Here is a 21,355-nt window from a genome sequence, read left to right as displayed (position 1 = left end):
GAGAGATCGTCGTGAAGGTCGCCTTCGTGGGCAAGGGAGGCAGCGGGAAGACCACGTGCGCGTCCCTGTTCGCCGCCTACCTCGCCGTCGCCGGAAAACCCGTGCTCGCCATCGACGCGGACATCAACCAGCACCTGGCGGTCGCGCTGGGGGCGAGCGAGGCGGAGGCCGCCGCGCTGCCGACGCTCGGGGAGCACCTGCCGCTCATCAAGGACTACCTGCGGGGCGACAACCCGCGCATCCCCAGCGCCGACGCCATGATCAAGACGACCCCGCCGGGACGCGGCTCGCGGCTGCTCCGCCCGTTCGAGGACAACCCGATCACCGACGCGTGCTTCCGCCAGGTCGGCGGCGTGCGGCTCGGCGTCACGGGCCGCTTCGAGGAGGACGACCTCGGCGTCGCCTGCTACCACTCCAAGGTCGGCGCGGCCGAGCTGCTGCTGAACCACCTGGTCGACGACCGCGACGAGTACGTCGTGATGGACATGACCGCGGGCGCCGACGCCTTCGCCTCGGGGCTGTTCACGCGCTTCGACGTGACGTTCCTGGTGTGCGAGCCGACGCTGCGCAGCGTCGGCGTGTACCGGCAGTACGCCGACTACGCCCGCGACTTCGGCGTGCGCCTGGCCGTCGTCGGCAACAAGGTCACCGACGACGAGGACGTGGCCTTCCTGCGCACGGAGCTCGGCGACGACCTGCTGTGCTGGCTGCGGGCGTCGGGGCACGTGCGGGCCGCGGAACGCGGCAGGGCCCGGCCGATCGGCGCGCTGGAGCCGGAGAACCTGGCGGCGCTGGGCGCTCTGCTGTCCACTGTGGATTCCGTCGAGCGCGACTGGGCGCGCTACCACCGCCAGGCGGTCGAGTTCCACCTGCGCAACGCCCGTTCCTGGGGCAACGACCGGGCCGGCCGGGACCTGGCCGAGCAGGTCGACCCCGAGTTCGTCCCCGGCCCGATGGCCGGGTCTTCGGTAACCGAGTGAGAAGGAGAAACCGTTGTCACTGGACGTACCCGCCGCGTTGCTGGAGCGCGCCGAGTCAGGTGAAGTGACCGATGCCGAGTTCGTCGCCTGCGTGCGCGACTCGCTGCCCTACGCGTGGCAGATCATCAGCGAGGTGGCGGCCGGCCTCGAGCACGCCGACTTCGCCGACCACGCCACCCCGCCGCCGAGCGAGGCGGAACGCGGTCAGCTGCTCCGCGCGCTGGCGTCGGACGCGATCCGGGGCGGCCTGGAGCGCCACTTCGGCATGAAGCTGGCGTTCCAGAACTGCCACCGCGTCGCCGCCTTCCGGCCGTCCGCCGTGGACGGCGAGGGCTACCGGGAGTTCATCTCGCCCGCCGGGCAGCTGCGCAACCAGAGCCCGGAGCTGCGGGACTGCTGAGCGCGATCCGGTGCCCCGGCCGTCGCCGGGGCACCGGTCGTTCAGTCCCAGTCGGCGTCCTGCTTGTCCGCCTGCTTGGTCCGCTCCCTGGCGATCTCCAGCGCGCGGCGGGCCGTCGCCTCGTCCGGGTAAGGGCCGAGGAGGTCGATCGAGCGGGAGCGTTCGAGGTGCTCCACCTCGCCGGTCCTGGTGTTGTAGTACCAACCCTGGTCGGGGTTCGCGTCCTTCATGGCTTCGAGCTTCGCAGGTCGGCCGCCCGCTGTCATGCCGTCGGTCAGGGGCGGTAGCGGTACGGCAGCTCGGTGGGCTGCCCGGTCGGGCCGAACTGGGCGGGCTCGTCGGCGTACTCGTCGAACCAGCCGCGCTCGCTCACCGGGATGCCGCGGGGTGGGGTGTCGGTTTCGTCCGGGGCGGGGGCCTGCTCCTCCGGCCGCAGGCCGGGTTCCTCGGCGACGGCCTCGGCGGGCGGCTCCGGCTGCCGCGGCGGCCGCGCGGCGGGCTCGGGCAGCGGCGGCACCGGCTGCGTCGAGGCGGTCGGCGTCGTCCGCCAGACCGGGGCGGGCGGGATGTTCATGGGGACCGCGCGGGGACGTTCGGGCGCCGGGGCGGCGGGCTCGGCGGGCTTGCGGCCCCGGGGCGGGATCGGGTCGAGCACCGACACCAGCACGCGCGTGTTCTCCGGGTCCTCCACCTTCCGGCCGCTGCGCTCGCGGTACACCATGTCGCCGTCGGCGTCGATCTCCACGAGGTAGCCCGCCTCGGCGAGCTGCTCCTCGTCGAGGTCGACCAGGTTCTCGTACCGCGACGGCACCACGCGGTACACCGGCCACGACAGGTTCCCGTGCGCCTGGTGGAACTGCGCCAGCAACGCCGACATCTGCTGCTGCCACGGCAACGACATGCCCTCGGCGAGCGACCGCGGCAGCACGACGTAGTTGTCGTCCACCCCGGGCCAGCCCGGCGCCAGGTAATCGGCCAGCGGGGTGCTCGACGCGGGGCGCACGGCCGAACGCGGCGGCGGGACAGGAGCGCCGAACAGCTCGGCCGGGTCCTTCCCGGCCTTGGACCGCTTCCCGAATTTCTTAGCCACGAGCCTCTCCGTTGCGTCACACACCCGGCCGCACGGCCTGCGGCACGAGCTCGTCCTCGTCGAACGACACCGAGCGGACGTGCACCGGCACGCCGGTCTGCTGGGCCTCCACTATCTTCCCACCGCCCAGGTACATCGCCACATGGTGAATCGTGTTCGGGTTCGACGGGTCGTAGGCCCAGAACAGCAGGTCACCGGGCTGGGCGTCCCGTACGGGCAGCATCGCGCCGTCGTGGTACTGGTCGCGCGACACCCGGTCCAGCGTGATGCCCGCGGCCTCGTACGAGCGCAGCATCAGCCCGGAGCAGTCGTACGAGTTCGGCCCCGTCGCACCCCACACGTAGGGCTTCCCCTGCTCCCCCAGCGCGAACGCGATCGCCGCGGCCGCCGCCCTGTTCGCCGGCAGCGCGAGGCCCACGCTCTGCCCGCAGCCGCTCATGTCGGCCACCTGGCCCTGGTCCTGCACCAGGCGCGCCGCCATCGGCTCCCACCGGTGGTAGCGGTCGGGGAAGGCCGACCGCTCCACGTCCTGCGCCGAGTCGCCCGGCCGCTGCCCGTCCCAGTTGGGCACGGCGAGCAGCACGTCGTAGAACTTGTTGATCTGGTAGGGGATGTCCTGCAGCTGCGCCTCGGTGCCCCAGCCCATCGACGGCCGCATCTGGAAGATGCCCAGCGAGTCCCGGTCACCGAAGCTCAGGTTGCGCATGCCGGACTCGGTCATACCCGCCTGGATCGCGATCTGCCACGCCCGCGGCGAGAGCCCGCGCTGCTTGCCGATCGCGATGATCTGCGCGATGATCCCGCGCTGCTCGGGGGTGAGCCGGTCCACCTGCCCCTGCGCGGTCTGCACGTCACCGGCGTCCGTCGGGCCGATAGCGGCGTCGCAGCTGAGGTTGCGCACCTGCGCCTGCGCCGCCTGCTGGTCGGTGACCACCTTGGCGACGACACCCGTGGTGAGCACCGCCGCGAACAGCGCGGCGACCACCACCCCGACGAGCAGCCCGATCCGCATGTCAGCTCGCCTGGTCGTAGCCGGCGACGAGCCAGCCGCCCGGGGTCCGCGCGACGGTGATGCTCAGCTGGGGGCCGTCGGTGGGCACGATGACCAGCACCGAACTGGTGTAGGACTCGGTCGCCCTCGGCTCACCGGTGACCTGCTTCGCCGGGATGTTCCGCGGGTCCACAGTGGACATCTGCGCCAGGTACTCCTCGGTGGTGTACGGGCGCAGGCCGTCGAGCCACTGGGCGTTCGTGATGCCGTCCGGGTGGTTGACCCACGCCTGCGCCCACCGCTTCGCGACGTCGAGCGCCTCCGGGGCCGGTGCCGCGGACGTCGGCTGCACGAGCGGCGCCGTGAGGCGGGTCGGCAGCGTGGTGGACGACGTGCCGGGCGGCACCGCGGCGGCGGAGGACGACGGGTCCTTGATGCGGGCCGGGGTGACTTGGTCGCTCTGGCGCGGCCCGAGCAGCTGCGGGATGGCGATCCCGAGCCCGACGAGCAGGACCGCGACGGCGATCGCGGTCCCGGCGAGGTGCCGGGGCGAGCGGAGCGGAAAACCCCACAGGCGCCGGTAAACAGCCGCGCGGCCACGGTTCGTCCTGATCGGCATCGGTCACCTCACCGCACGGCCTGGTCGGTGTCACGGACCTCGAGGCCCCGCGAAGGCCGGTACAGCACGTGCACGGGCCTGCCGCCGACGAGCTCCGGCTCCACCCGTCGCGGCCGGGCCGTGGCGACGCGGGGCGCCTGGTGCGCGGGGCGCAACCGTGAGGGCACGACCACGGCGTCGGCCTGGTCGATGTCGCGGTCGAAGACGGGAGAGGTGTCGACACGGCGACTCGGCTGTCGCGGCGGGGCCCAGCCGGCGTCCGTGCGGCGGGTCGTGCCGGGCGGGGCGGAGTACACGTAGTCGTCCGAGCTGCCGCCTGCCGGGGCGTAACCCGGGCGCACCCCGGGCCCGCCACCGGCGGGCAAGGCGGGGCGACGGGCGTTGCCCGGCAGCGCACCGGACCACGCGGCCGCCGGGCGGTGGGCCATGGAGCCGTCGAGGCGCTCGGAGTTGGCGAAGATCGTGGCCTCCGGGCGGAACCGCCCGCCACCGGCCGTCGCGCCGATGGGGCCGCGGGTTTCGAGGTCGCTGTCGTCGGAGTCGCGGACGTTCTGCCAGAACTCGTCCTGCGGGGTGGGGCCCTGCTTCTTGCGGAAGCGGGAGAACAGGCCGCTCGGGGCCGGGATGCCGGAACCCACCATGCCGACGGACATCTCGACCATCTGCCACAGCCGCCGCACCGGTCGTCCCACGAGGAACAGCAACACCGTGACCAGACCCGCCATGACCATCTGCGTGAGCATCGACAGCGAGCTGCCCGCGGCGAAGATGGCCTGCAGCAACAACGCGTGCACGCCGGCGAGCACCGCGAGGACGATCAGGTTGAAGCCGACCCCGCCGAGCACCTTCGCCACGCGGCGCAGGATGTCGTGGTGCACGAGCGCGACGAGCCCGATGAGCGGCGCGGTGAGGGCGAAGAGCCGGATGAGCACCTGCGCCAGCAGGACGGACGCCTTGGCGAGCAGCTGGAACAGGGCGTAGACGAGGCTCTGGAGCAGGGCGAGGAAGCCTGCGCCGGTGCGGCTGCCGCCTTCACCCGTGAAATACGGCGTCGCCGTGCCCAGCTGGGTGGAGATGTTCTTGTACGAAGCCTTTTTCGCGTCCACCACCGCTTGGTTGGCGTCGTCGCCGTTGCGGATCTGGTCCCACGTGAAGGCCTGCGCGTCCAGCAGCGGCCTGCCGAACTGCCTCGCCTGCGTCGCGTCCGGCGCGCCGAACTCACCGCGGAGCCAGTTGTTGTAGACCACCTGCGTGTGCAGTTCGGTGGGCAGGATCTCGCGGACCACGCGATCACCCGAGTCGTCGACGAACCCAGCCTGGATGTTCGTGGTGGTCTGGACGATCGCCTTGTCGATGGGGTCGAAGTACCGCAGCATCGCGAGCGAGGACGCGGCCAGCCACACCGCCCCGAGCCCGTACAACGCGCGTTTGCTGACCGCCGCCAGGTCCCCGCGCCAGATGTTGCGGAACATCAGGATCGCCAGCAGCAACGCGGCGATGCCGAACAGCTGCGCGTAGATGTTGTTGTAGACCTTCTCGGCCCCGCTCTTCACCGCGTTGTAGATCGGGTTGAGGAGGCCGCCCTCCATCACTGTGTAGTGCAGCGAGTTCGTGGCGCCGACGAGGTTCTTGCCGATGTTGAACAGCTCGTTGCCCGCCCACGTGTCGATGGTCGAGTTCGGGCTGGTAATGCCGGACAGCGGACCGCAGTCGGTCTGGTAGACGTACCAGACCATCCCGGCGTAGCTGTAGTCCAGGTACGCGCTGCCGTTTTCCCCGTGCGTGGCGGGCGGATCGATGGCGCCGACCATGCCCGCACCCGGCCGCTCCGGCGTCGGCGCCTCCCCGCAGGCCGCGGCCGAGGCGGCCGGGGCGGTGGCCACCGCCTGGAGGCCGAGCAGCAGGGCGACCATCGTGACCGTCGCCCAGCGGCCGGGTCTTTTGCCGCGGAAGCCGCCCCTCCGGACGAATCCCTTGACCGCGTGCCACCCCCAAGCGCAGGCCAGTACGAAACCCAGCGTCAGGACCGTGGTCATGCGGCCCCCTCACGCGGCGTGGAAGCGCAAGCGTCGCTCATGCCGCGTCCCGGCCGTGACCGCCGCCGCCGCCGCGTTTGCCCGCCGTCGCGTGTTCCGCGCCGCCCGGGACGTCCTCGGCGAGGATCTGCTCCTCCGTCAGCCCGACCTCGCGCTCCGCGGCCAGCTCCAGGTCCTGCTCCAGCTCGTCGTCGGGCGGGGGTGCCGGCACGTGCGGCGCCTCCGCCTCCTCGGCCTCGCGCGACGCGCGGTTGTCGGCGGGCAGCGCGTCCTTCGAACCCGGCGTGGTGTCCATCGCCGCGCGCAGGTGTTCCAGGTGCGGCCCCGAGAAGTCCACGCGGATCCGCTCCACGCCACCGGCACCGTCACCGAAGATGAACTGGCGCGGCTCGCGGTCACGCTCCGCGTCGCGGTGCGCGCCGGGCCGCCTGCCCAGCGCCGCGACGACCTGCTCGTACCCGACGCCCACCGGCACCTTCAGCAGCCGCAACGCGTCGGCCTGCGCCTCGTCGTCGTCGAGCCTGCCGACGAACACCGAGTCCAGCAGCGCCACGAACCCCTGGATCTTCAGGAAGTCCGCCGGGATCTGCGACGACAGCAGCACGCGGACGTTCCACTTCCGCGAGTCACGCGCGAACCGGTTCATCAGCACCCGCCCCGTCGGCACCTCCGACAGGAAGAACGCCTCGTCGATCCACACGCCCTTGCGCAGGTCCTTCGGCTTCTCGTACACCGACCGCTGCGTCAGCCACGCCGCGAGGTTCAGCATCTCGACGCCGAGCGCCTCGGCGTCGGTCCAGTGCTCGCGGCCCACGCCGTCCTTCGGCAGGGTCAGGCCCGCCATCGTCAGCACCGTGAGCCGGTCGTCCCGCGTCTCCGAGTACGGGTCGGCGTCGTCCTCCGGGATGAGCAGCGACATGCGCTCCCGCATCTCGTCGAGGAAGTCCGCGACCACGACCGCGTGCTCGTGGTGCTCGCTGGAATCCCGCCGCAGCGCGTCGATCACCTGCCCCGGGTCCGCGTCGTACCGCCCGCCCACGGCACGCACCGCGCGCAGCAGCACGATGCGGCTCTGCGGCATCCGCGCCACCTCGTACGGCAGGATCCCGGTCAGCACGTCGAGGACCAACCGCCGTCGGGTCGCGCCGGCCAGCGCCCGTTCTCGCCGCCACGCCCGCTCGGGGTCGTCCTCGTCCAGGAAGTGCTCCAGCAGCGGCTCCGCCACCACCCGGTACGGGTTGAGGATGCCGGGCTGCGCGTTGAGCAGGTTGATGGGCCGCGCGTAGGGCCGGATCTCCGGCAGGTCGCACAACCTCGACAGCGGACCCGACGGGTCCAGCAGCGTCCAGTGCGCCCCCGCCCGCAACGTCTTGTAGACGATGCCGCCGCCGAGGAACGACTTACCGCCACCGAGGCCCGCGACCATCGCCGTCAGCCCGGAGCCGTCGCGGATCTCCTGCGCCATCCACGGGTCCCACGCCACCGGACGCCGCGTCGCGGTGACCGTCTCGCCCAGCAGGATGCCGCGCCGGTCACCGACCTCCGCAGTGGCCGTCGGCACCGCCGCGGCCGCCCACACCACCGAACCCCGGCGCATGTAGGCCGACGACGCCAGCGGCTCGCCCGGGATGAACTCCCGCGCCATCGCGTACTGCGCCTCCGGGTGCTCGATCGCGACCTTCGGCTTGTACAGGTCCAGCAGCTGCTGCGCCAGGCGCAGGGCCTCGCGCTCGGTCTGCCCCGACACCGCCAGCCGCCACCACGACCGCACCCGCGTCGCCAGCGCCGTGAACCCCGACGTCATCTCGTCGTCGATCTCCAGCACCCGCGACGCCTGGCGCGCCAGCGACTGCGGCGGCTCCAGCTCGTGCTCGTCGGTGTAGTGCTTGACCTGCGAGCGCACCTTGTTCATCTGGCGCTGCAGCTCACCGGCGACCTCCTCGGGCCGCCGCACGTAGATCCGCGCCGACCACTCCACCGAAGCGGGCAGCCGGTCGGCGTGCTGCACCCACGGGTCGTCGACCTCGGGGATCTGCAGGCCGTGCATCTGCCCCACCGTCAGCACCGCGACGTGCCGCGTGAGGCCGGCGTTCGAGCCGGTGCGCCCGCGCACCGTCAGCGTCGGCGCGTACGGCTCGGCGTGGAAGTCCGCGGCGTCGGTGAAGCTCGCCAGGTCCTCCGGCTCCCACTCCGTGCCCGGCACCGCCGGCAGGTTCCGCGGCGCGGGCAGGCCCAGCGAGCACGACCGGTGCATCAGCCAGGACATCTCCTCGGCGTGCACCGGACGCCCTTCCAGCCCGGAGGCGCCGACGACCTGGTCGAGGTGCTCGACCTCGGAGTCCAGCGCGGTCAGCTCCGCGTCCACCGCCTCCGGCAGGATCCTGCGCAGCAGCGGCGCGGCGCTCTCCACCGCGCGGTCCACCATCCGGCGGGTCTGCACCTGGATGCCCAGGTAGACCTCTTTCTCGGCCATCGAACGGCCCATCAGCTGCTGCTGCTCGCCGATCAGGTAGTCGTCGAAGGACAGCGCGCCCGCGACGTCCTGGGGACGGCCCACGGCGTTGTGCACGTGTGCCTCGGCCCACATCCGGATCGGGTACGGGCGGGTGGTCACGCGCAGGTGCAGCCAGCGGCCCTGCAGCTCGGCGTACTGCCCCGCGATGGCCGCGATCAGGTCGCGGCGCTGGGAGTCGGACCGGAACGACCAGCGCTGCGGCGCCAGCCGGTACCACGCGTAGACCTCGTGCCCCGTGCGGAGCAGGTGGCCGTCGATGCTGCGGGCCGCGATGGACGGGGTGTAGCTGGGAATGGCCTGTTCACCGGGCAACCGCCGGTTGCCCTGGTTCTTCTTCGCACCGGCCGAAGCGCCACGGACGGGCCGCGGCTGCCACTGGCCCGCGCCACCCGCGTCGCGCTCCCGGTCCTTCCGGCGACCGAACAACAGCTACCTCCTCGCCGGAGCAGCGCCGCGGTCACGGCGTGCTCGGGGCCTGTCAGGGCGTTTGTTCCTGGGCAACGGACGCTGCGGGCGGACCCGGAGCTTGGCGGCGGTCACGGCGCCGCCCTCCCCTCTCGTCCTCTCCCTCGGCGTGTGCAGCTCCCGCAGCCACATCGTGAACACCGCACCGAGCGGGCGCTCGTGACTGATCTTTCTCGTGATCAGTCTGGTGATCAAGATCGTTGCCACGAACGCCCACGCCGTGGAGAAGAACCCGAACCCGACGCCGAGCTGCCGTTCGACGGTCAGCACCACCAGGAACACGGCGATGCCGACACCCCAGGCGACGTACCGCGCCCGCCAGGGAAAAGTGGCCTTCGGAGGACCGAGCCAGACCGCGTCGACCCGGTAGACCTCGTCGTCGGTTCGAATCCGCACGAGAGCCCGCTCAGCCTGTGAACAGGCCGGCGATCCACTCGCCGACGTTCACGCCGAGCCCGCTCACGGCGAGGCCGACGATCGCGAGCGCGATCACGACGCCCGCCAGCCGGCGCATGACACCGGCGTTGTCGCCCTTGCCGCCGCCGAGCCAGAGCAACAGCAACGCGACGGCCAGCAGTACCAGCGGGATGATGTTGTCGAGCATCCACTGCTGGACGCCTCGGGTCTTGATCTCGCCCTGCGCCAGGTGGCTCACAAGCGTCATCATGGTCATCGCGTACTCCCGGGTGCGAGGAGTGTGGTCAGGTGGGTCACCGGGCGGGCCCACGGGCTGGAGCTTGTCCGGTCTGGTCTACATCATGATGGCGTGACTACCGGTAACGGTCAAAGTGCTCTCCGTCGTAGGCAGTCGATCCTCACCAGGCACAGTACGGCCACTCTCCCTGAACTCGTCGCCCTCCATCATCGTTGCAAGGCCGCCCAGGATTAACCCCGTCCACCCGTATGTTGCAACTGACGTGACCGGCGAGCGTTCTGCTCACTCTGGGTTCGCCCGACACGCCGTTCGACACCGGCGCGGATAGTGTGGCATGCCCTGATCGGTGGCAGCTCGCTACCCGCCTGTGACGGGCCACGCGGAGTAGTCGATCATGGGCCGGTTGCCCGTACGCATGGCCGTCTCCCCGGGGCGATCACAGTCCGTGCAGGTCAGCGACGGGAACGCGGTACGGGGAAAACGCGCCAGCAGACCGGTCCGACTCGTCCTCAGGCCCGTGGCGCCGCGAACATCCCCGCCGGGAACGCCCCCGCGGCGACCGCCGTCCGGCTCAGCGCGCGGCCCAGTTCGTGCAGCCGTGCTGCCCGTTCGGCTCCGAGGTGCCGCCACGGCGCGACCGCCGCGGCGTTGGTCTGGTCCTCCACGCTCTGCCGCAACTGCTCACCCTGCTCGGTCAGGCCGCCTTCGGCGTCGAGGAGCCCTTCGGCCTGGAGACGCGCGCACTCGGCGTCCCACTCCTCGTCGGACCAGCCACGCGTGGCCTTCGCCGCGGCCGGGACGAAACCCTTGCCCGTGGCGGTGTGCGTGATCAACGCCGTCAACCCGCGCACGCCGTGCGTGACGAGCGCGGCGATGTGCCCGTCACCGCGGTGCTCCCGCAACAGGGTGATCGCGTGCCACAGCGCGAGGTGCGGCTCGGACGGCCAGTCGAGGTCGGCGTGCGCGGCGTAGAGCGGGCGGCCTTCGGGCGTGCAAGCCTCGCTTGCGGTTCTGGCCAGCGAAGCCGCTTCGGCGACTTCATCGCTGGACACCGCTTCGCCGAGGAGACGGCGCAACACCGCGTCTGCCGCCGCCAGCCGGGTTTCGAGGACGCGCTCCGGGCTCGCGAGCTCCCAGGCCCGGGGGATGTGCTTCGCGACGAGCACGGGGTTGAAGTTGTAGAACGTGGCCGCGACCGTGCCCGCGCCCACGGCGCCCATCGCGGCGGCGCGGCTGGCGAAGTAGCTCATCCGCCCACGACGCAGCCCGACCTCCGACAGGAGCTGGTCGGTCTCCGGTGCGAAGTAGACCGCCGAGTGCAGCGGATCGAGGGCTCGGTGACACCGGTACGCCAGCGTGCGGGCTTCTTCGCTCTCCACGCCGGTACCTTCCCACACGATCGGCGGAGGCGGACGAGTTGGCCTGTAAGCCGGATCCTGTACCGCTTGCGCGGCGGCGGCCATCCATCTAGGCCTGCCGTCACCGGCAGGCTCGAGCGGCCTACCCGCAGGCTCGGGCGGGCAGCCCTCGAACGCCTGCGCAGGCGCCTGTCGCCAGGCGCCCTCTTGGCCTTGCTCCGGGTGGGGTTTACCGAGCCACCCCGGTCACCCGGGGTGCTGGTGGTCTCTTACACCACCGTTTCACCCTTACCCCGGCTCGGGAGCCGGGGCGGTCTGCTTTCTGTGGCACTGTCCCGCGGGTCGCCCCGGGTTGCCGTTAGCAACCACCCTGCCCTGCGGAGTCCGGACTTTCCTCGAAGGGCGAGCACGCCCCTCGCGGCCGCCCGGCCAACTCGTCCGCGCCGATCAGGGTAACGCGCGGGCCATCGGCTAGCGTCAGCGCGTGGTCGCGGCGGGTGGAAGTCTGGTGCTGCTCGTCGCCGTTCTCGGGTTCGCGACGGCACGCCCGCGCGGCCTGCCCGAGGCGACGGTGGCCCTGCCCGCCGCCGGGCTGGTGCTGCTGCTGGGCTGGGTCTCCCCCGCCGACGCCGCCGCGCAGGCCCGCACCCTGCTGCCGACGCTCGGTTTCCTCGCGGCGATCCTCCTGCTCGCGCACCTGGCCGACCTCGACGGCGTGTTCACGTGGCTGGGCGCGCGGCTGGCCGTGGCGTGCCGGGGGAAACCACGGCGCCTGCTGGTTCTGACCTTCGCGGCGGCCGCCGGCACGACGGCGGTGCTGAGCCTCGACGCGACGGTCGTCCTGCTCACCCCGGTCGTGCTCGCGACGGCCCGGAGGCTCGACCTGCCGCCGCGCCCGCACGTCTACGCGTGCGCCCACCTGTCCAACTCGGCCTCCACGCTGCTGCCCGTCTCGAACCTGACCAACCTGCTCGCGTTCTCGGCCTCGGGCCTGAGTTTCGCGGGGTTCAGCGCGCTGATGGCCCTGCCGTGGCTGGTGACGACCGCGATCGAGCTGGTGGTGTTCCTGCGGTTCTTCGACCTGTCGGGCAAGGCCACCGCGCCGGCGGGGGAAGTGCCGCCCGCGCCGGTGTTCGCACTGGTCGTGCTGGGCGTGACGCTCGCCGGGTTCGGCCTGGCCCCACTGGTGCACGTCGAACCGGGGGTCGTCGCGGGGATCTCCGCCGTCGTGCTCGCGGCGCGGGCGCTGTCCGCACGCCGGGTGCGGGTGCCGACGTTGATCGCGGAGGCGAACCCGCTGCTGTGCCTGTTCGTGCTGGGGCTCGCGGTCGTCGTCGAGGCCGTCTCGCGGCACCTGCTGGGTGAACCGCTGCGGGCGCTCCTGCCCGATTCGGCCGGGCTGCCGCAGCTGCTGCTCACGGCGGTGCTCGCGGCGGTACTGGCGAACCTGGTCAACAACCTGCCCGCGACGCTGCTCCTGCTGTCGGTGCTGGGGCCGCATCCGGCGCCGGGCATCGTGCTGGCGATGTTGCTGGGCGTGAACCTCGGCCCGAACGCGACCTACCTCGGTTCGCTCGCGACCCTGCTGTGGCGGCGAGTGCTCATGTCCGCCGGGGAAACCCCGCGCTGGCGGGACTTCCTGCGCCTGGGCACGCTCACCGTGCCCACGACGCTCGCCGCGTCGACCGTCGCCTTGTGGGCCGTTCTTCAGCTCAAGTGACAGGTGTCGTTCACGAGCCGCACGGACGCGTTGCCGTCGGGGTAGAACTCGACGATCGACAGCGACGCCAGGTCCAGGTGCAGCCGGAACAGCAGCGACGGCCCCGCGTCGAGGCCCATGCGCAGCAGGGACTTGATCGGCGTCACGTGGCTCACCACGATCACCGTCCGCCCGGCGTGCGTCTCCAGCAGCTCGTCCCGGAACGCCAGCACCCGCCGGTGCACGCGCTCGAAGCTCTCGCCGCCGGGCGCGGGCACCGTGAAATCACGCAGCCAGCGGGAATGCAGCTCGGAATCGCGCTCGGCGGCCTCTTTGAAGGTGAGACCCTCCCAGTCGCCGAAGTCGGTCTCCAGCAGGCCCTGGTGCGTCTCGACGCGGCCGCCGATGGCGTCGGCGACGGCCTGCGCGGTCTGCTTCGTGCGGGTCAGCGGGGACGCGACGACCGGCACGGGCTCGCCCTCGGCGACCCCCGGCAGCGCCGCGAGGCGCTTCGCCGCGGCCGCGGCCTGCTGGCGGCCCAGCTCGGTCAGCGGCACGTCACCACGGCCGGAGTAGCGCCGGTCGACGGACATCTCGGTCTGCCCGTGCCGCAGCAGGAGCAGCCGCGTCGGCTTGCCCTGCGCCCCCGTCCAGCGCGCGGGAGAGTTCGCGGGAGCCTCGGTGCGCTTGCCCGCCTGCGCGTCCATCGCCTCGTTCGCCAGCCGGTCGGCGTGGGAGTTCTGCGCGCGCGGCACCCATTCGTAGCTGACGCGCTCGAACCGCGCCGCCAGCTCACGGGCCTGCTCGGCGAGCGGCTGCAGCGCGGCGTGCTTGATCTTCCAGCGCCCGGACATCTGCTCGACGACGAGCTTCGAGTCCATCCTTACGTCCACAATGGACGCACCGAGCTCCGCCGCCGCGGTCAGCCCCGCGACGAGCCCGGTGTACTCGGCGACGTTGTTCGTCGTGACGCCCAGCCCCTCGGCCCGCTCGGCCAGCACGGCGCCGGTCTCGGCGTCCTTGACCACCGCGCCGTAGCCGGCGGGCCCGGGGTTGCCCCGCGAACCGCCGTCGGCCTCGACGAGCACCTTCACAGACCCGACTCCATGGTCCGCACCAGGATGGCGTCGCAGTTCTCGCACTGCACGACCTCGTCCTCAGCCGCGGCCTTGATCTCCGCGATGGTGTTGCGGTCCAGCTCCAGCTGGCACGACCCGCAGCGGCGGGCCCGCAGCAGCGCGGCACCGATGCCCTTGTGCGCGCGGACGCGCTCGTAGAGGTTGAGCAGCGGCTCGGGGAAGCGCGGCAGCAGCTTCGCGCGGTCCTCCATGCGGCGGGCCTGGGTGGTGTCGAGGTCGGTGAAGGTCTCGTCACGGCGGCGCGTGGCGTCGGCGAGCTCCTGCTCCGCCTTGTCGACCTCGGCGCCCGTGCGCTGCGCGTCCATCTCGACGGCCTCGCGGCGTTCCATCAGCTCCAGCAGGTCGTCCTCCAGCGCGGACTGGCGGCGCGCCAGCGTCTCCAGCTCGTGCTGGATGTCGGAGAGCTGCTTGGCCTGGATGGAGCCGGACTCCAGCAGCTTGCGGTCGCGGTCCTCGCGGGCGCGCACCGACTCGATCTCCTTCTCCTGCCGCGCGATGTCGCGGTCGAGGTCGGAGGCCACGGTCTGCGTCGCGACGAGCGCGTCGCGGCGGTTGCGGACGTTCTTCTCGGCGGCCTCGATCTCGGCCAGCTCGGGCAGGGTGCGGCGGCGGTGCTCGACGCGGGACAGCTCGGCGTCCACCTTGGCGAGGTCGAGCAGCTGACGCTGGACGGCGGGGTCTGCCTTCACTGGTTGCGCTCCCTTGAGGTTCGGATGGTCCACGGATCCGTGCGCCGGGTGGACACGTGGGTGTCGACGTTACCCGCAAACGCGCGCCGCAGGACCGCCGAGGCTTGCTCGCACCACGGCCATTCGCTCGCCCAGTGCGTGAGGCCGACCAGCGCGGGCCCGCCCGCGGCGAGGTGCTCGCCGGCGGGGTGGTGGCGCAGGTCGGCGGTCACGTAGGCGTCGACGCCGGCCTCGGTCGCGGTGGCGAGGTAGCCGTCCCCCGCCCCGCCGGACACCGCGACCGTCCTGATCGGACGGTCCGGGTCTCCCGCGCCGAGCACCCCGGGTTCGGTCTCGGGCAACGCTTCCGCGACCCGCTGCACGAAGACGGCGAACGACTCCGGCTCGGGCAGCTCCCCGATGCGGCCGATGCCGGTGCGCTCCCCCTTGGGGTCGAGCGGCCGGAGCACCCGCAGGCCGATGGCCTCGGCGAGGGCGTCCGAGACGCCGGGGTCGGCGGAGTCGGCGTTGGTGTGCGCGCAGTACAACGCGACGCCCGCGCGGATCAGGCGGTGCACGAGGCCGCCCTTCGGGGTGTCGGCGGCCACGCCGTGCACACCCCGCAACAACAGCGGGTGGTGGGCGACGATCAGCTGGGCCCCCAGCTCGATCGCCTCGTCCACGGTCTCGGCGACCGGGTCGACGCACACCAGCACGCGGCGGACCTCGTCGGCCGGGTCACCGCAGACGAGCCCCACGGCGTCCCAGCTCTCGGCGAGCTCGGGCGGGTAGGCGTCCTCCAGTGCGGCGATGATCTCGGCGAGTGCGGGCATACCGGGGATCTTCGCATCCGCCGGGGAGGAGCGGGCACACTGTTCGCCGTGCCTGAACTCCACGTCTGCTTCGTCTGCTCCGGCAACATCTGCCGCTCCCCGATGGCCGCGCTCGTGTTCTCCGCGCACCTCGAACGCGAGGGGCTCGCCGACCGGGTGCGCGTCAGCAGCGGCGGCACCGGGCCGTGGCACGTCGGGGAGCCCGCGGACGCCCGGGCGGTCGCGACGCTCGAAGCGCACGGTTACGACGGCAAGCACATCGCCACCCAGGTCGGCGAAGACCACCTCGGCGCGGACCTGCTGCTGGCCGCCGACGCGGGGCACCTCCGTGACCTGCGGCGCGAGCTCGACGACCCCTCCCGCGTGCGGCTGCTGCGCTCCTTCGACCCGACGGCCCCCGAAGGCGCGGAGGTGCCGGACCCGTACTACGGCGGTGACGAGGGGTTCGAGGAGGTGCTGGCGATGATCGAACGCACGATGCCGGGCCTGCTGGAGTGGGTGCGCGAGAACCTGGACGCCCCACGCCGCGCCTGACCGCGATTCGCCCACTGAGGCACGATCACACCCACCTGCTCGATTGACCGCACGGGCACCTGGGCACACTGCACGCGTGAACGCGCGCGAAGCGGTCGAGCGACTGTACGGCGGCGAGGTGACCGGGGTCCGCCGCGCGGGCGGGGCGATCTTCCTGGTCAGCCTGGCGAGCGGGGAAGCCGTCATCGCCAAGGAAGGCGTCGGGCCGGGGGCGACGGCGGCGGAGGCCGCCGGGCTGCGCTGGCTCGGCGAGCACGGCGACCTGCCCACGCCCCGGGTGCACGGCCACGACGACCAGTGGCTCGTCATGCAGTACGTGCCGCCGGGACCGCCCACCCCGGAAGCCGCGGAGGCGTTCGGCCGCAACCTCGCGGCGCTGCACCAGCGTGGCGCCGAGGCGTTCGGCTGCCCACCGCCCGGCGGCCCCGCCGACGCGTGGATGGGTGTCGCGCCCATGCGCAACGAGGCGAGCCCCGACTGGCCGACGTTCTACGCCCGGCACCGCGTCCTGCCCTACGTCCGGGACTGCGTGGACCAGGGCCTGTTCACGCAGGACGAGGCGGCGCTGTTCGAGAAGCTGTGCGACCGCCTCGGCGACCTGGCGCCCGCCGAGCCGCCGGCCCGCATCCACGGCGACCTGTGGAGCGGCAACGTGCACTGGGCCGCGGACGGCGTGTGGCTGATCGACCCGGCCGCGCACGGCGGCCACCGCGAGGGCGACCTCGCGATGCTGCAGCTGTTCGGCACGTCACAGCTCCAGACCATCCTCGGCGCGTACGCGGAAGGCGCGCAGGACCAGGGCGTCCCGCTGGCCGACGGCTGGCGCGACCGCGTGCCGCTGCACCAGCTGTTCCCGCTGCTCATGCACGCCGCGGTGTTCGGCGGCGGCTACGCCCGCCAGGCGCTGTCGGCGGCCCGGGCCTGCTTGCGCTGAACCACCGGGGCTACCGTGGGACCGTGCGGTGGAAGGTTCTGCTCAGACCCAGCTGGCTCGCCCTCGTGGCGGGCGTGCTGATTTTCGCTTTCGCCTGCTTCTGGCTGCTCTCACCGTGGCAGTTCAACCGCAACTCCGAACGCGAAGCCCAGAACGCCGCCGTGCAGCACTCGATGACCGCCGAGCCGAAACCGCTGGACACCGTGCTCGCGCCGGGCGTGGCACCGGACCGGAACACCGAGTGGACCCGCGTCACGATCACCGGCAAGTACCTGCCGGAGGACGAGGTGGTGGCCCGCCTGCGCACCGTCCAGGGCGAGCCCGCGTTCGAGGTGCTGACCCCGTTCCGCACCACCACCGGCGAGGTCGTGCTGATCGACCGCGGCTACGTCCAGCCCGGTGAGCACAACTCCGTCCCGCCCTACGCCGCGCCGCCCGCCGGCACGGTCGAGGTCGTCGCGCGCGTCCGGCAGGACGAGACCGACCCCAAGAACCGTGACGCGTTCGCCGACGCCTCCACCGGCGGGAAGCTGCAGAGCTACGTGGTGGACTCGCGGGTGGTGGCGCGGTCGAGCGGGCTGCCGATCCGGCCGGGGTACTTCCAGCTCGACCAGAACGCGCCCGGTGTGCTCAACGCGCTGCCGTTGCCGCAGCTCGACGCAGGCCCGTTCTTCTCCTACGCGCTGCAGTGGATCGCGTTCGGCGTGATGGCGCTGGGCGGCCTCGCGTACTTCACCATCCGGGAGCTGAAGCCGGGCGGCGTGCTCGCGGAAATGGGTGAGCGGCAGAAGGAGAAGAAGGCCCGCAAACGCAAGTCCGTGGCCGAAATTCTGGCTGAAGACGAAGCTAGGGACGCCGCCGAAGGCCGGTCAGAAGAGCCAGCACGGCAGAACTGACCGCGGTCAGCAGCCCCACCACCCGGGACAGCTCCACGGCGCGCGTCACGTGGCCCGCGTCGGGGTTGCGGCCGTCGCCCAGCACCGGCAGCTCGCGCACACCCTGCGGGTACACCGCCCGCCCGCCGAGGCGGATTTCCAGCGCTCCCGCGAAAGCCGCCTCGATCCGGCCCGCGTTCGGGCTGGGGTGGGCGATCGTGTCCCGCCGCCACGCCCGCCAGGCACCCTTGGCCGAGCCCCCCACCACCGGGGCGCCGGTCACCGTCAACGCGGCGGCGATGCGCGTCGGCACGAGCTTGACCAGTTCGGCGAGCCGCGTCCCGCGCAGCGCGCTGAGCACCCGCGACACGACGAGCCCGGGAATTCCGGCGACCGCGCCCCAGAACATCGGCCCCACCACGGCGTCGGACGTGTGCTGCGCGACGGACTCGACCGAGGCCCGCGACAGCCCGATGACGTCGAGCGACTGCGTGGAGCGCTCGTCGAGGGCGGCGAGCGTGGTCCGCGCCGCGTCGAGTTCGCCTTCTTCGAGGTCCCGGGCGAGCGCCGTGCCGTCGGCGGCGAGCCCGGCTCCCCCGAGCACCGCCCACGTCGCGACGGCCGTGCCGACCGCCTGCCACACCGGGCTCCGGCGCGTGACGCGCTCGGCCGCGACACCGGCGACCACGAGACCACCGACGAGACCGGCGGCGTAGCCCGGTTTCCGGTCCAGCGTGCGCAGTGCCCCGCGCAACGGTTCGCCACCGATCACGCCGTCCGCGGCCGCCCCCAGCAGCAGCCCGACCGCCCGCGCCGCACTCACGCCGTGCCCCCCTTGTCGACTTACCGGGGGGAGGTTACTCGAACTGCTCGGCGACCTCGTCGCGCGCCTGTTCCATGATGCCGCGCATGGCCTCCTCGGCCTCGTCGGCGTCCCCACCGTCCACGGCGAGCGCCACGCGGACGTGCAGCGCGACGGCTTCGGGCTGGGGTTCCGGCGGCATCAGGCCGTGCTCGGTGCGGCCGGTGAGCACCTGGGCCACGACGTCGGAGAGCTGGCAGAACATCGGGTTCGCCGACGCGGCCAGCACGACGTGGTGGAACGCGATGTCGTGCCGCAGGAAGGTGTCAAGGTCGCGGGCCTTGGCCGTGCTCTGCAACCGGCTGGCGAGCGCCCGCAGCCTGCCGCGTTCCTCGGGGGTGGCCCGCAGGGCGGCGAAGCGGGCCGCGGTGGGTTCGACGGCCCAGCGCAGCTCCATCAGCATCCGCAGCGCCTGCTCGCGGCTCGCGCCGTCGAGCTGCCAGCCGATCAGGCGCGGGTCGAAGTGGTTCCAGTCCGCCGGGTCCCGCACGGTGATGCCGACGCGGCGTTTGCTGCTCGTCAGGCGCATGACTTCCAGCGCCCGCACCACTTCCCGCGCGACCGTGCGTGACGCGCCGTACTCCTCCTGCAGCTGTTCGAGGCGCAGCACGGTGCCGGGCGGGATTTCCCCCGACGCGATGGCGGTACCCAGTTCGTCGAGCACACGCGCGTGCCTGCCGTCAGCCACGATGTGACCGTATACCACTGATTCGATTAAGTAGTACCTTTCGCATCAATAAGTAGTACCTTTGCGGTGCAGTACACGAGATACCGTCACGCGGAGCGTGTCCACCAGGGGTGGCGGTCGGGCTGGCGGGCGGGCGGAGTCGGAGGACGAAATGACCGTCATCGTCGTGATGGGAGTGGCCGGGTCCGGCAAGACGACCATCGGCGGTGAGCTGGCGCGACGGCTCGGCGTCGAATACGCCGAGGCCGACGCGTTCCACCCCCAGGCGAACATCGACAAGATGTCCTCCGGCCACCCGCTCACGGACGAGGACCGCAGGCCCTGGCTGCACGCCATCGCCGACTGGATCCGCGCGCACCAGGAGACCGGCGGCGTGGTGTCGTCGTCGGCGCTCAAACGCCGTTACCGCGACGTGCTGCGTGGCGGCGGGAACGTCTGGTTCCTCCACCTGAACGGGCCGCGGGAGCTGATCGCCGAGCGCATGAAGAGCCGGTCGGGGCACTTCATGCCGGTGTCGCTGCTCGACTCCCAGCTCGCCGACCTCGAACCACTGGAAACCGACGAGCGCGGGCTCGTGGCGGACATCAGCAGGCCGCCCGAGGACATCGTGGCCGCCGCGCTCGACGCACTGGCAAAGGAGCCGAAGGAATGACACTGGCCGCCGCGTGGACCGGGCACGACACCCGGTTGATCGTCGCGACACTCGTGGCGATCGCGCTGATCGTGGTGCTGATCAGCAAGTTCAAACTGCACGCCTTCCTCGCGTTGATCCTCGGGTCGGGCGCGCTCGGGCTGATCGCCGGGATGCCGGTCGACAAGTTGCTGAAGAGCTTTTCCAGCGGGGTGGGCTCGACGGTCGCCTCCGTCGGCGTGCTCATCGCGCTCGGCGCGATGATCGGCAAGCTGCTCGCGGATTCCGGTGGGGCGGAACAGATCGTGGACACGATCGTCTCGCGGGCCGGACGCCGCACGCTGCCGTGGGCCATGGCGCTGGTGGCCGCGTTGATCGGCCTGCCGATGTTCTTCGAGATCGGGCTGGTGCTGCTGATCCCGATCGTGCTGCTCGTGGTCAAGCGCACCGGACGGCCGCTGATGCTGGTCGGCATTCCGGCGCTGGCCGGGCTTTCCGTGCTGCACGGCCTGGTCCCGCCGCACCCCGGCCCGCTCGCGGCGGCCGGCGCGCTGAACGCGAACATCGGCATCGTGCTGGCCTTCGGCCTGGTCGTGGCGATCCCGACGGTGATCATCGCGGGCCCGCTCTTCGGCATGCTCGCGGCCCGGTGGGTGCCGAACGCGGCCCCGCCGGACCACCTCGTGCCCGCGCGCGAGGAGTCCGGGGACGTCCGGCGCCCCAGCTTCGGGGCGACGCTGAGCACGGTGCTGCTGCCCGTGGTGCTGATGCTGGCGAAAGCGCTTTCCGACATCCTCGCGTCGAGCGGCAGCGAGGTCCGGCGCGTGCTGGACTTCATCGGTGACCCGCTCGTCGCGCTGCTGCTGACGGTGTTGCTGGGCATGTTCACGCTCGGCCGCGCCGCGGGCTTCACACGCGACAAGCTGTCCACCACGGTGGGCGACTCGCTCGGGCCGATCGCCGGGATCATCCTGATCGTCGCCGCGGGCGGCGGGTTCAAGCAGACGCTCGTCGACGCCGGGGTGGGCAACGTGATCACCCAGCTCGCGACGGGGGCGTCGATCCCGGCGCTGCTGCTGGGCTGGCTCGTCGCGGTGGCCATCCGCCTCGCGACGGGTTCCGCGACGGTCGCCACCGTGTCGGCGGCGGGCATCGTGGCCCCGCTGGCGGCCACCCTGGACCCGACGCACGCGGCGCTCCTGGTGCTCGCCATCGGCGCGGGCTCGCTGTTCTTCTCCCACGTCAACGACGCCGGCTTCTGGCTGGTGAAGGAGTACTTCGGCCTTTCGGTGGGCCAGACCATCAAGAGCTGGTCGGTGATGGAGACGGTGATCTCGGTGGTGGCGATCGCGATCCTGCTGCCGCTGGGCGCGATCCTGTGAG

At 72.2% G+C, this 21,355-nt stretch carries 22 protein-coding genes and 1 other RNA gene; 8 read left to right on the top strand and 15 right to left on the bottom strand.

Going from position 1 to position 21,355, the window contains the following annotated elements:
* Positions 1 to 11 precede the first annotated feature (11 nt).
* Positions 12 to 980 (top strand): ATP-binding protein, encoded by a 969-nt coding sequence (locus ABFX51_RS34780; RefSeq protein ID WP_346056288.1) that lies wholly within the window; start codon positions 12 to 14, stop codon positions 978 to 980.
* A gap of 13 nt (positions 981 to 993) precedes the next feature.
* Positions 994 to 1,380: an SCO5389 family protein gene (locus ABFX51_RS34775; protein ID WP_091511979.1), complete on the top strand. Its 387-nt coding sequence runs from the start codon at positions 994 to 996 to the stop codon at positions 1,378 to 1,380.
* A gap of 41 nt (positions 1,381 to 1,421) precedes the next feature.
* Here the strand turns inward: ABFX51_RS34775 and ABFX51_RS34770 are convergent, their stop codons facing one another.
* The 10 genes from ABFX51_RS34770 to rnpB form a co-directional block, all read right to left on the bottom strand.
* Positions 1,422 to 1,610 (bottom strand): hypothetical protein, encoded by a 189-nt coding sequence (locus ABFX51_RS34770; protein WP_091511976.1) that lies wholly within the window; start codon positions 1,608 to 1,610, stop codon positions 1,422 to 1,424.
* A gap of 44 nt (positions 1,611 to 1,654) precedes the next feature.
* Positions 1,655 to 2,470: a hypothetical protein gene (locus ABFX51_RS34765; protein WP_346056287.1), complete on the bottom strand. Its 816-nt coding sequence runs from the start codon at positions 2,468 to 2,470 to the stop codon at positions 1,655 to 1,657.
* A gap of 16 nt (positions 2,471 to 2,486) precedes the next feature.
* Entirely contained in the window at positions 2,487 to 3,482 is a 996-nt protein-coding gene (locus ABFX51_RS34760) for a C40 family peptidase (protein WP_346056286.1), read from the bottom strand.
* A gap of 1 nt (position 3,483) precedes the next feature.
* A complete protein-coding gene (locus ABFX51_RS34755; RefSeq protein WP_346056285.1) occupies positions 3,484 to 4,080 on the bottom strand; it encodes a hypothetical protein in 597 nt (198 codons plus the stop codon).
* An 8-nt stretch (positions 4,081 to 4,088) separates the two neighbouring features.
* Positions 4,089 to 6,116 carry a magnesium transporter gene (locus ABFX51_RS34750; RefSeq protein ID WP_346056284.1) on the bottom strand — a complete coding sequence of 676 codons (2,028 nt, stop codon included), beginning with the start codon at positions 6,114 to 6,116 and terminating at the stop codon, positions 4,089 to 4,091.
* Positions 6,117 to 6,153: 37 nt separating this feature from the next.
* Positions 6,154 to 9,057 carry an ATP-binding protein gene (locus ABFX51_RS34745; RefSeq protein ID WP_346056283.1) on the bottom strand — a complete coding sequence of 968 codons (2,904 nt, stop codon included), beginning with the start codon at positions 9,055 to 9,057 and terminating at the stop codon, positions 6,154 to 6,156.
* Positions 9,058 to 9,060: 3 nt separating this feature from the next.
* Entirely contained in the window at positions 9,061 to 9,492 is a 432-nt protein-coding gene (locus ABFX51_RS34740; RefSeq protein WP_091511963.1) for a hypothetical protein, read from the bottom strand.
* A gap of 10 nt (positions 9,493 to 9,502) precedes the next feature.
* Positions 9,503 to 9,769: a hypothetical protein gene (locus ABFX51_RS34735; RefSeq protein WP_091511960.1), complete on the bottom strand. Its 267-nt coding sequence runs from the start codon at positions 9,767 to 9,769 to the stop codon at positions 9,503 to 9,505.
* Between the two features lie 491 nt (positions 9,770 to 10,260).
* Positions 10,261 to 11,130, bottom strand: a complete 870-nt coding sequence (locus tag ABFX51_RS34730) for an SCO6745 family protein (protein WP_346056282.1) — start codon at positions 11,128 to 11,130, stop codon at positions 10,261 to 10,263.
* Positions 11,131 to 11,160: 30 nt separating this feature from the next.
* An RNA gene (gene rnpB, locus ABFX51_RS34725) (RNase P RNA component class A) lies at positions 11,161 to 11,546 on the bottom strand.
* Between the two features lie 47 nt (positions 11,547 to 11,593).
* Here rnpB and ABFX51_RS34720 point away from each other — a divergent pair.
* Positions 11,594 to 12,829 (top strand): SLC13 family permease, encoded by a 1,236-nt coding sequence (locus ABFX51_RS34720; protein WP_346056281.1) that lies wholly within the window; start codon positions 11,594 to 11,596, stop codon positions 12,827 to 12,829.
* Here ABFX51_RS34720 and ABFX51_RS34715 read toward each other — a convergent pair.
* From ABFX51_RS34715 to ABFX51_RS34705, 3 genes are read right to left on the bottom strand one after another with little or no spacing between them, the layout of a single operon-like run.
* Positions 12,817 to 13,896, bottom strand: coding sequence for a bifunctional RNase H/acid phosphatase (locus ABFX51_RS34715; RefSeq protein ID WP_346056296.1), 1,080 nt, complete (start codon positions 13,894 to 13,896; stop codon positions 12,817 to 12,819). The genes ABFX51_RS34720 and ABFX51_RS34715 overlap by 13 nt on opposite strands.
* A gap of 2 nt (positions 13,897 to 13,898) precedes the next feature.
* Positions 13,899 to 14,636 (bottom strand): zinc ribbon domain-containing protein, encoded by a 738-nt coding sequence (locus ABFX51_RS34710; RefSeq protein ID WP_346056280.1) that lies wholly within the window; start codon positions 14,634 to 14,636, stop codon positions 13,899 to 13,901.
* The gene (locus ABFX51_RS34705) at positions 14,633 to 15,448 is read right to left on the bottom strand and encodes a Nif3-like dinuclear metal center hexameric protein (RefSeq protein WP_346056279.1); all 816 of its coding nucleotides are present in this window, start codon (positions 15,446 to 15,448) and stop codon (positions 14,633 to 14,635) included. Before ABFX51_RS34705 ends, ABFX51_RS34710 begins: the two co-directional genes overlap by 4 nt.
* A gap of 48 nt (positions 15,449 to 15,496) precedes the next feature.
* Here ABFX51_RS34705 and ABFX51_RS34700 point away from each other — a divergent pair, with 48 nt between their 5' ends.
* The 3 genes from ABFX51_RS34700 to ABFX51_RS34690 all read left to right on the top strand — a co-directional run bounded on the left by ABFX51_RS34700 (position 15,497) and on the right by ABFX51_RS34690 (position 17,812).
* Positions 15,497 to 15,982, top strand: a complete 486-nt coding sequence (locus ABFX51_RS34700; protein ID WP_346056278.1) for a low molecular weight protein-tyrosine-phosphatase — start codon at positions 15,497 to 15,499, stop codon at positions 15,980 to 15,982.
* Between the two features lie 76 nt (positions 15,983 to 16,058).
* Positions 16,059 to 16,916 (top strand): fructosamine kinase family protein, encoded by an 858-nt coding sequence (locus ABFX51_RS34695; protein WP_346056277.1) that lies wholly within the window; start codon positions 16,059 to 16,061, stop codon positions 16,914 to 16,916.
* A 23-nt stretch (positions 16,917 to 16,939) separates the two neighbouring features.
* Positions 16,940 to 17,812 carry an SURF1 family cytochrome oxidase biogenesis protein gene (locus tag ABFX51_RS34690; RefSeq protein ID WP_346056276.1) on the top strand — a complete coding sequence of 291 codons (873 nt, stop codon included), beginning with the start codon at positions 16,940 to 16,942 and terminating at the stop codon, positions 17,810 to 17,812.
* On the opposite strand, the gene ABFX51_RS34685 is transcribed toward ABFX51_RS34690, so the two are convergent.
* Both ABFX51_RS34685 and ABFX51_RS34680 read right to left on the bottom strand, forming a co-directional pair.
* A complete protein-coding gene (locus ABFX51_RS34685; protein WP_091511944.1) occupies positions 17,763 to 18,614 on the bottom strand; it encodes a cobalamin biosynthesis protein CobD/CbiB in 852 nt (283 codons plus the stop codon). The two genes, ABFX51_RS34690 and ABFX51_RS34685, sit on opposite strands and share 50 nt — an antisense overlap.
* 34 nt (positions 18,615 to 18,648) lie before the next feature.
* On the bottom strand, positions 18,649 to 19,341 hold the full coding sequence (locus ABFX51_RS34680) for a FadR/GntR family transcriptional regulator (RefSeq protein ID WP_346056275.1): 693 nt from the start codon (positions 19,339 to 19,341) through the stop codon (positions 18,649 to 18,651).
* 151 nt (positions 19,342 to 19,492) lie between these two features.
* Between ABFX51_RS34680 and ABFX51_RS34675 the strand changes: the two genes are divergently transcribed.
* On the top strand, positions 19,493 to 19,993 hold the full coding sequence (locus ABFX51_RS34675) for a gluconokinase (RefSeq protein ID WP_346056274.1): 501 nt from the start codon (positions 19,493 to 19,495) through the stop codon (positions 19,991 to 19,993).
* A complete protein-coding gene (locus ABFX51_RS34670) occupies positions 19,990 to 21,354 on the top strand; it encodes a GntT/GntP/DsdX family permease (protein ID WP_091511940.1) in 1,365 nt (454 codons plus the stop codon). The genes ABFX51_RS34675 and ABFX51_RS34670 overlap by 4 nt, the downstream gene beginning before the upstream one ends.
* Position 21,355: the final 1 nt, after the last annotated feature.

The organism is Amycolatopsis dongchuanensis (assembly GCF_039542405.1).
Lineage (GTDB): Bacteria > Actinomycetota > Actinomycetes > Mycobacteriales > Pseudonocardiaceae > Amycolatopsis_E > Amycolatopsis_E sacchari.
Note: the sequence above shows the minus strand (reverse complement) of the source record. Positions and strands in the feature narration are given on the sequence as shown.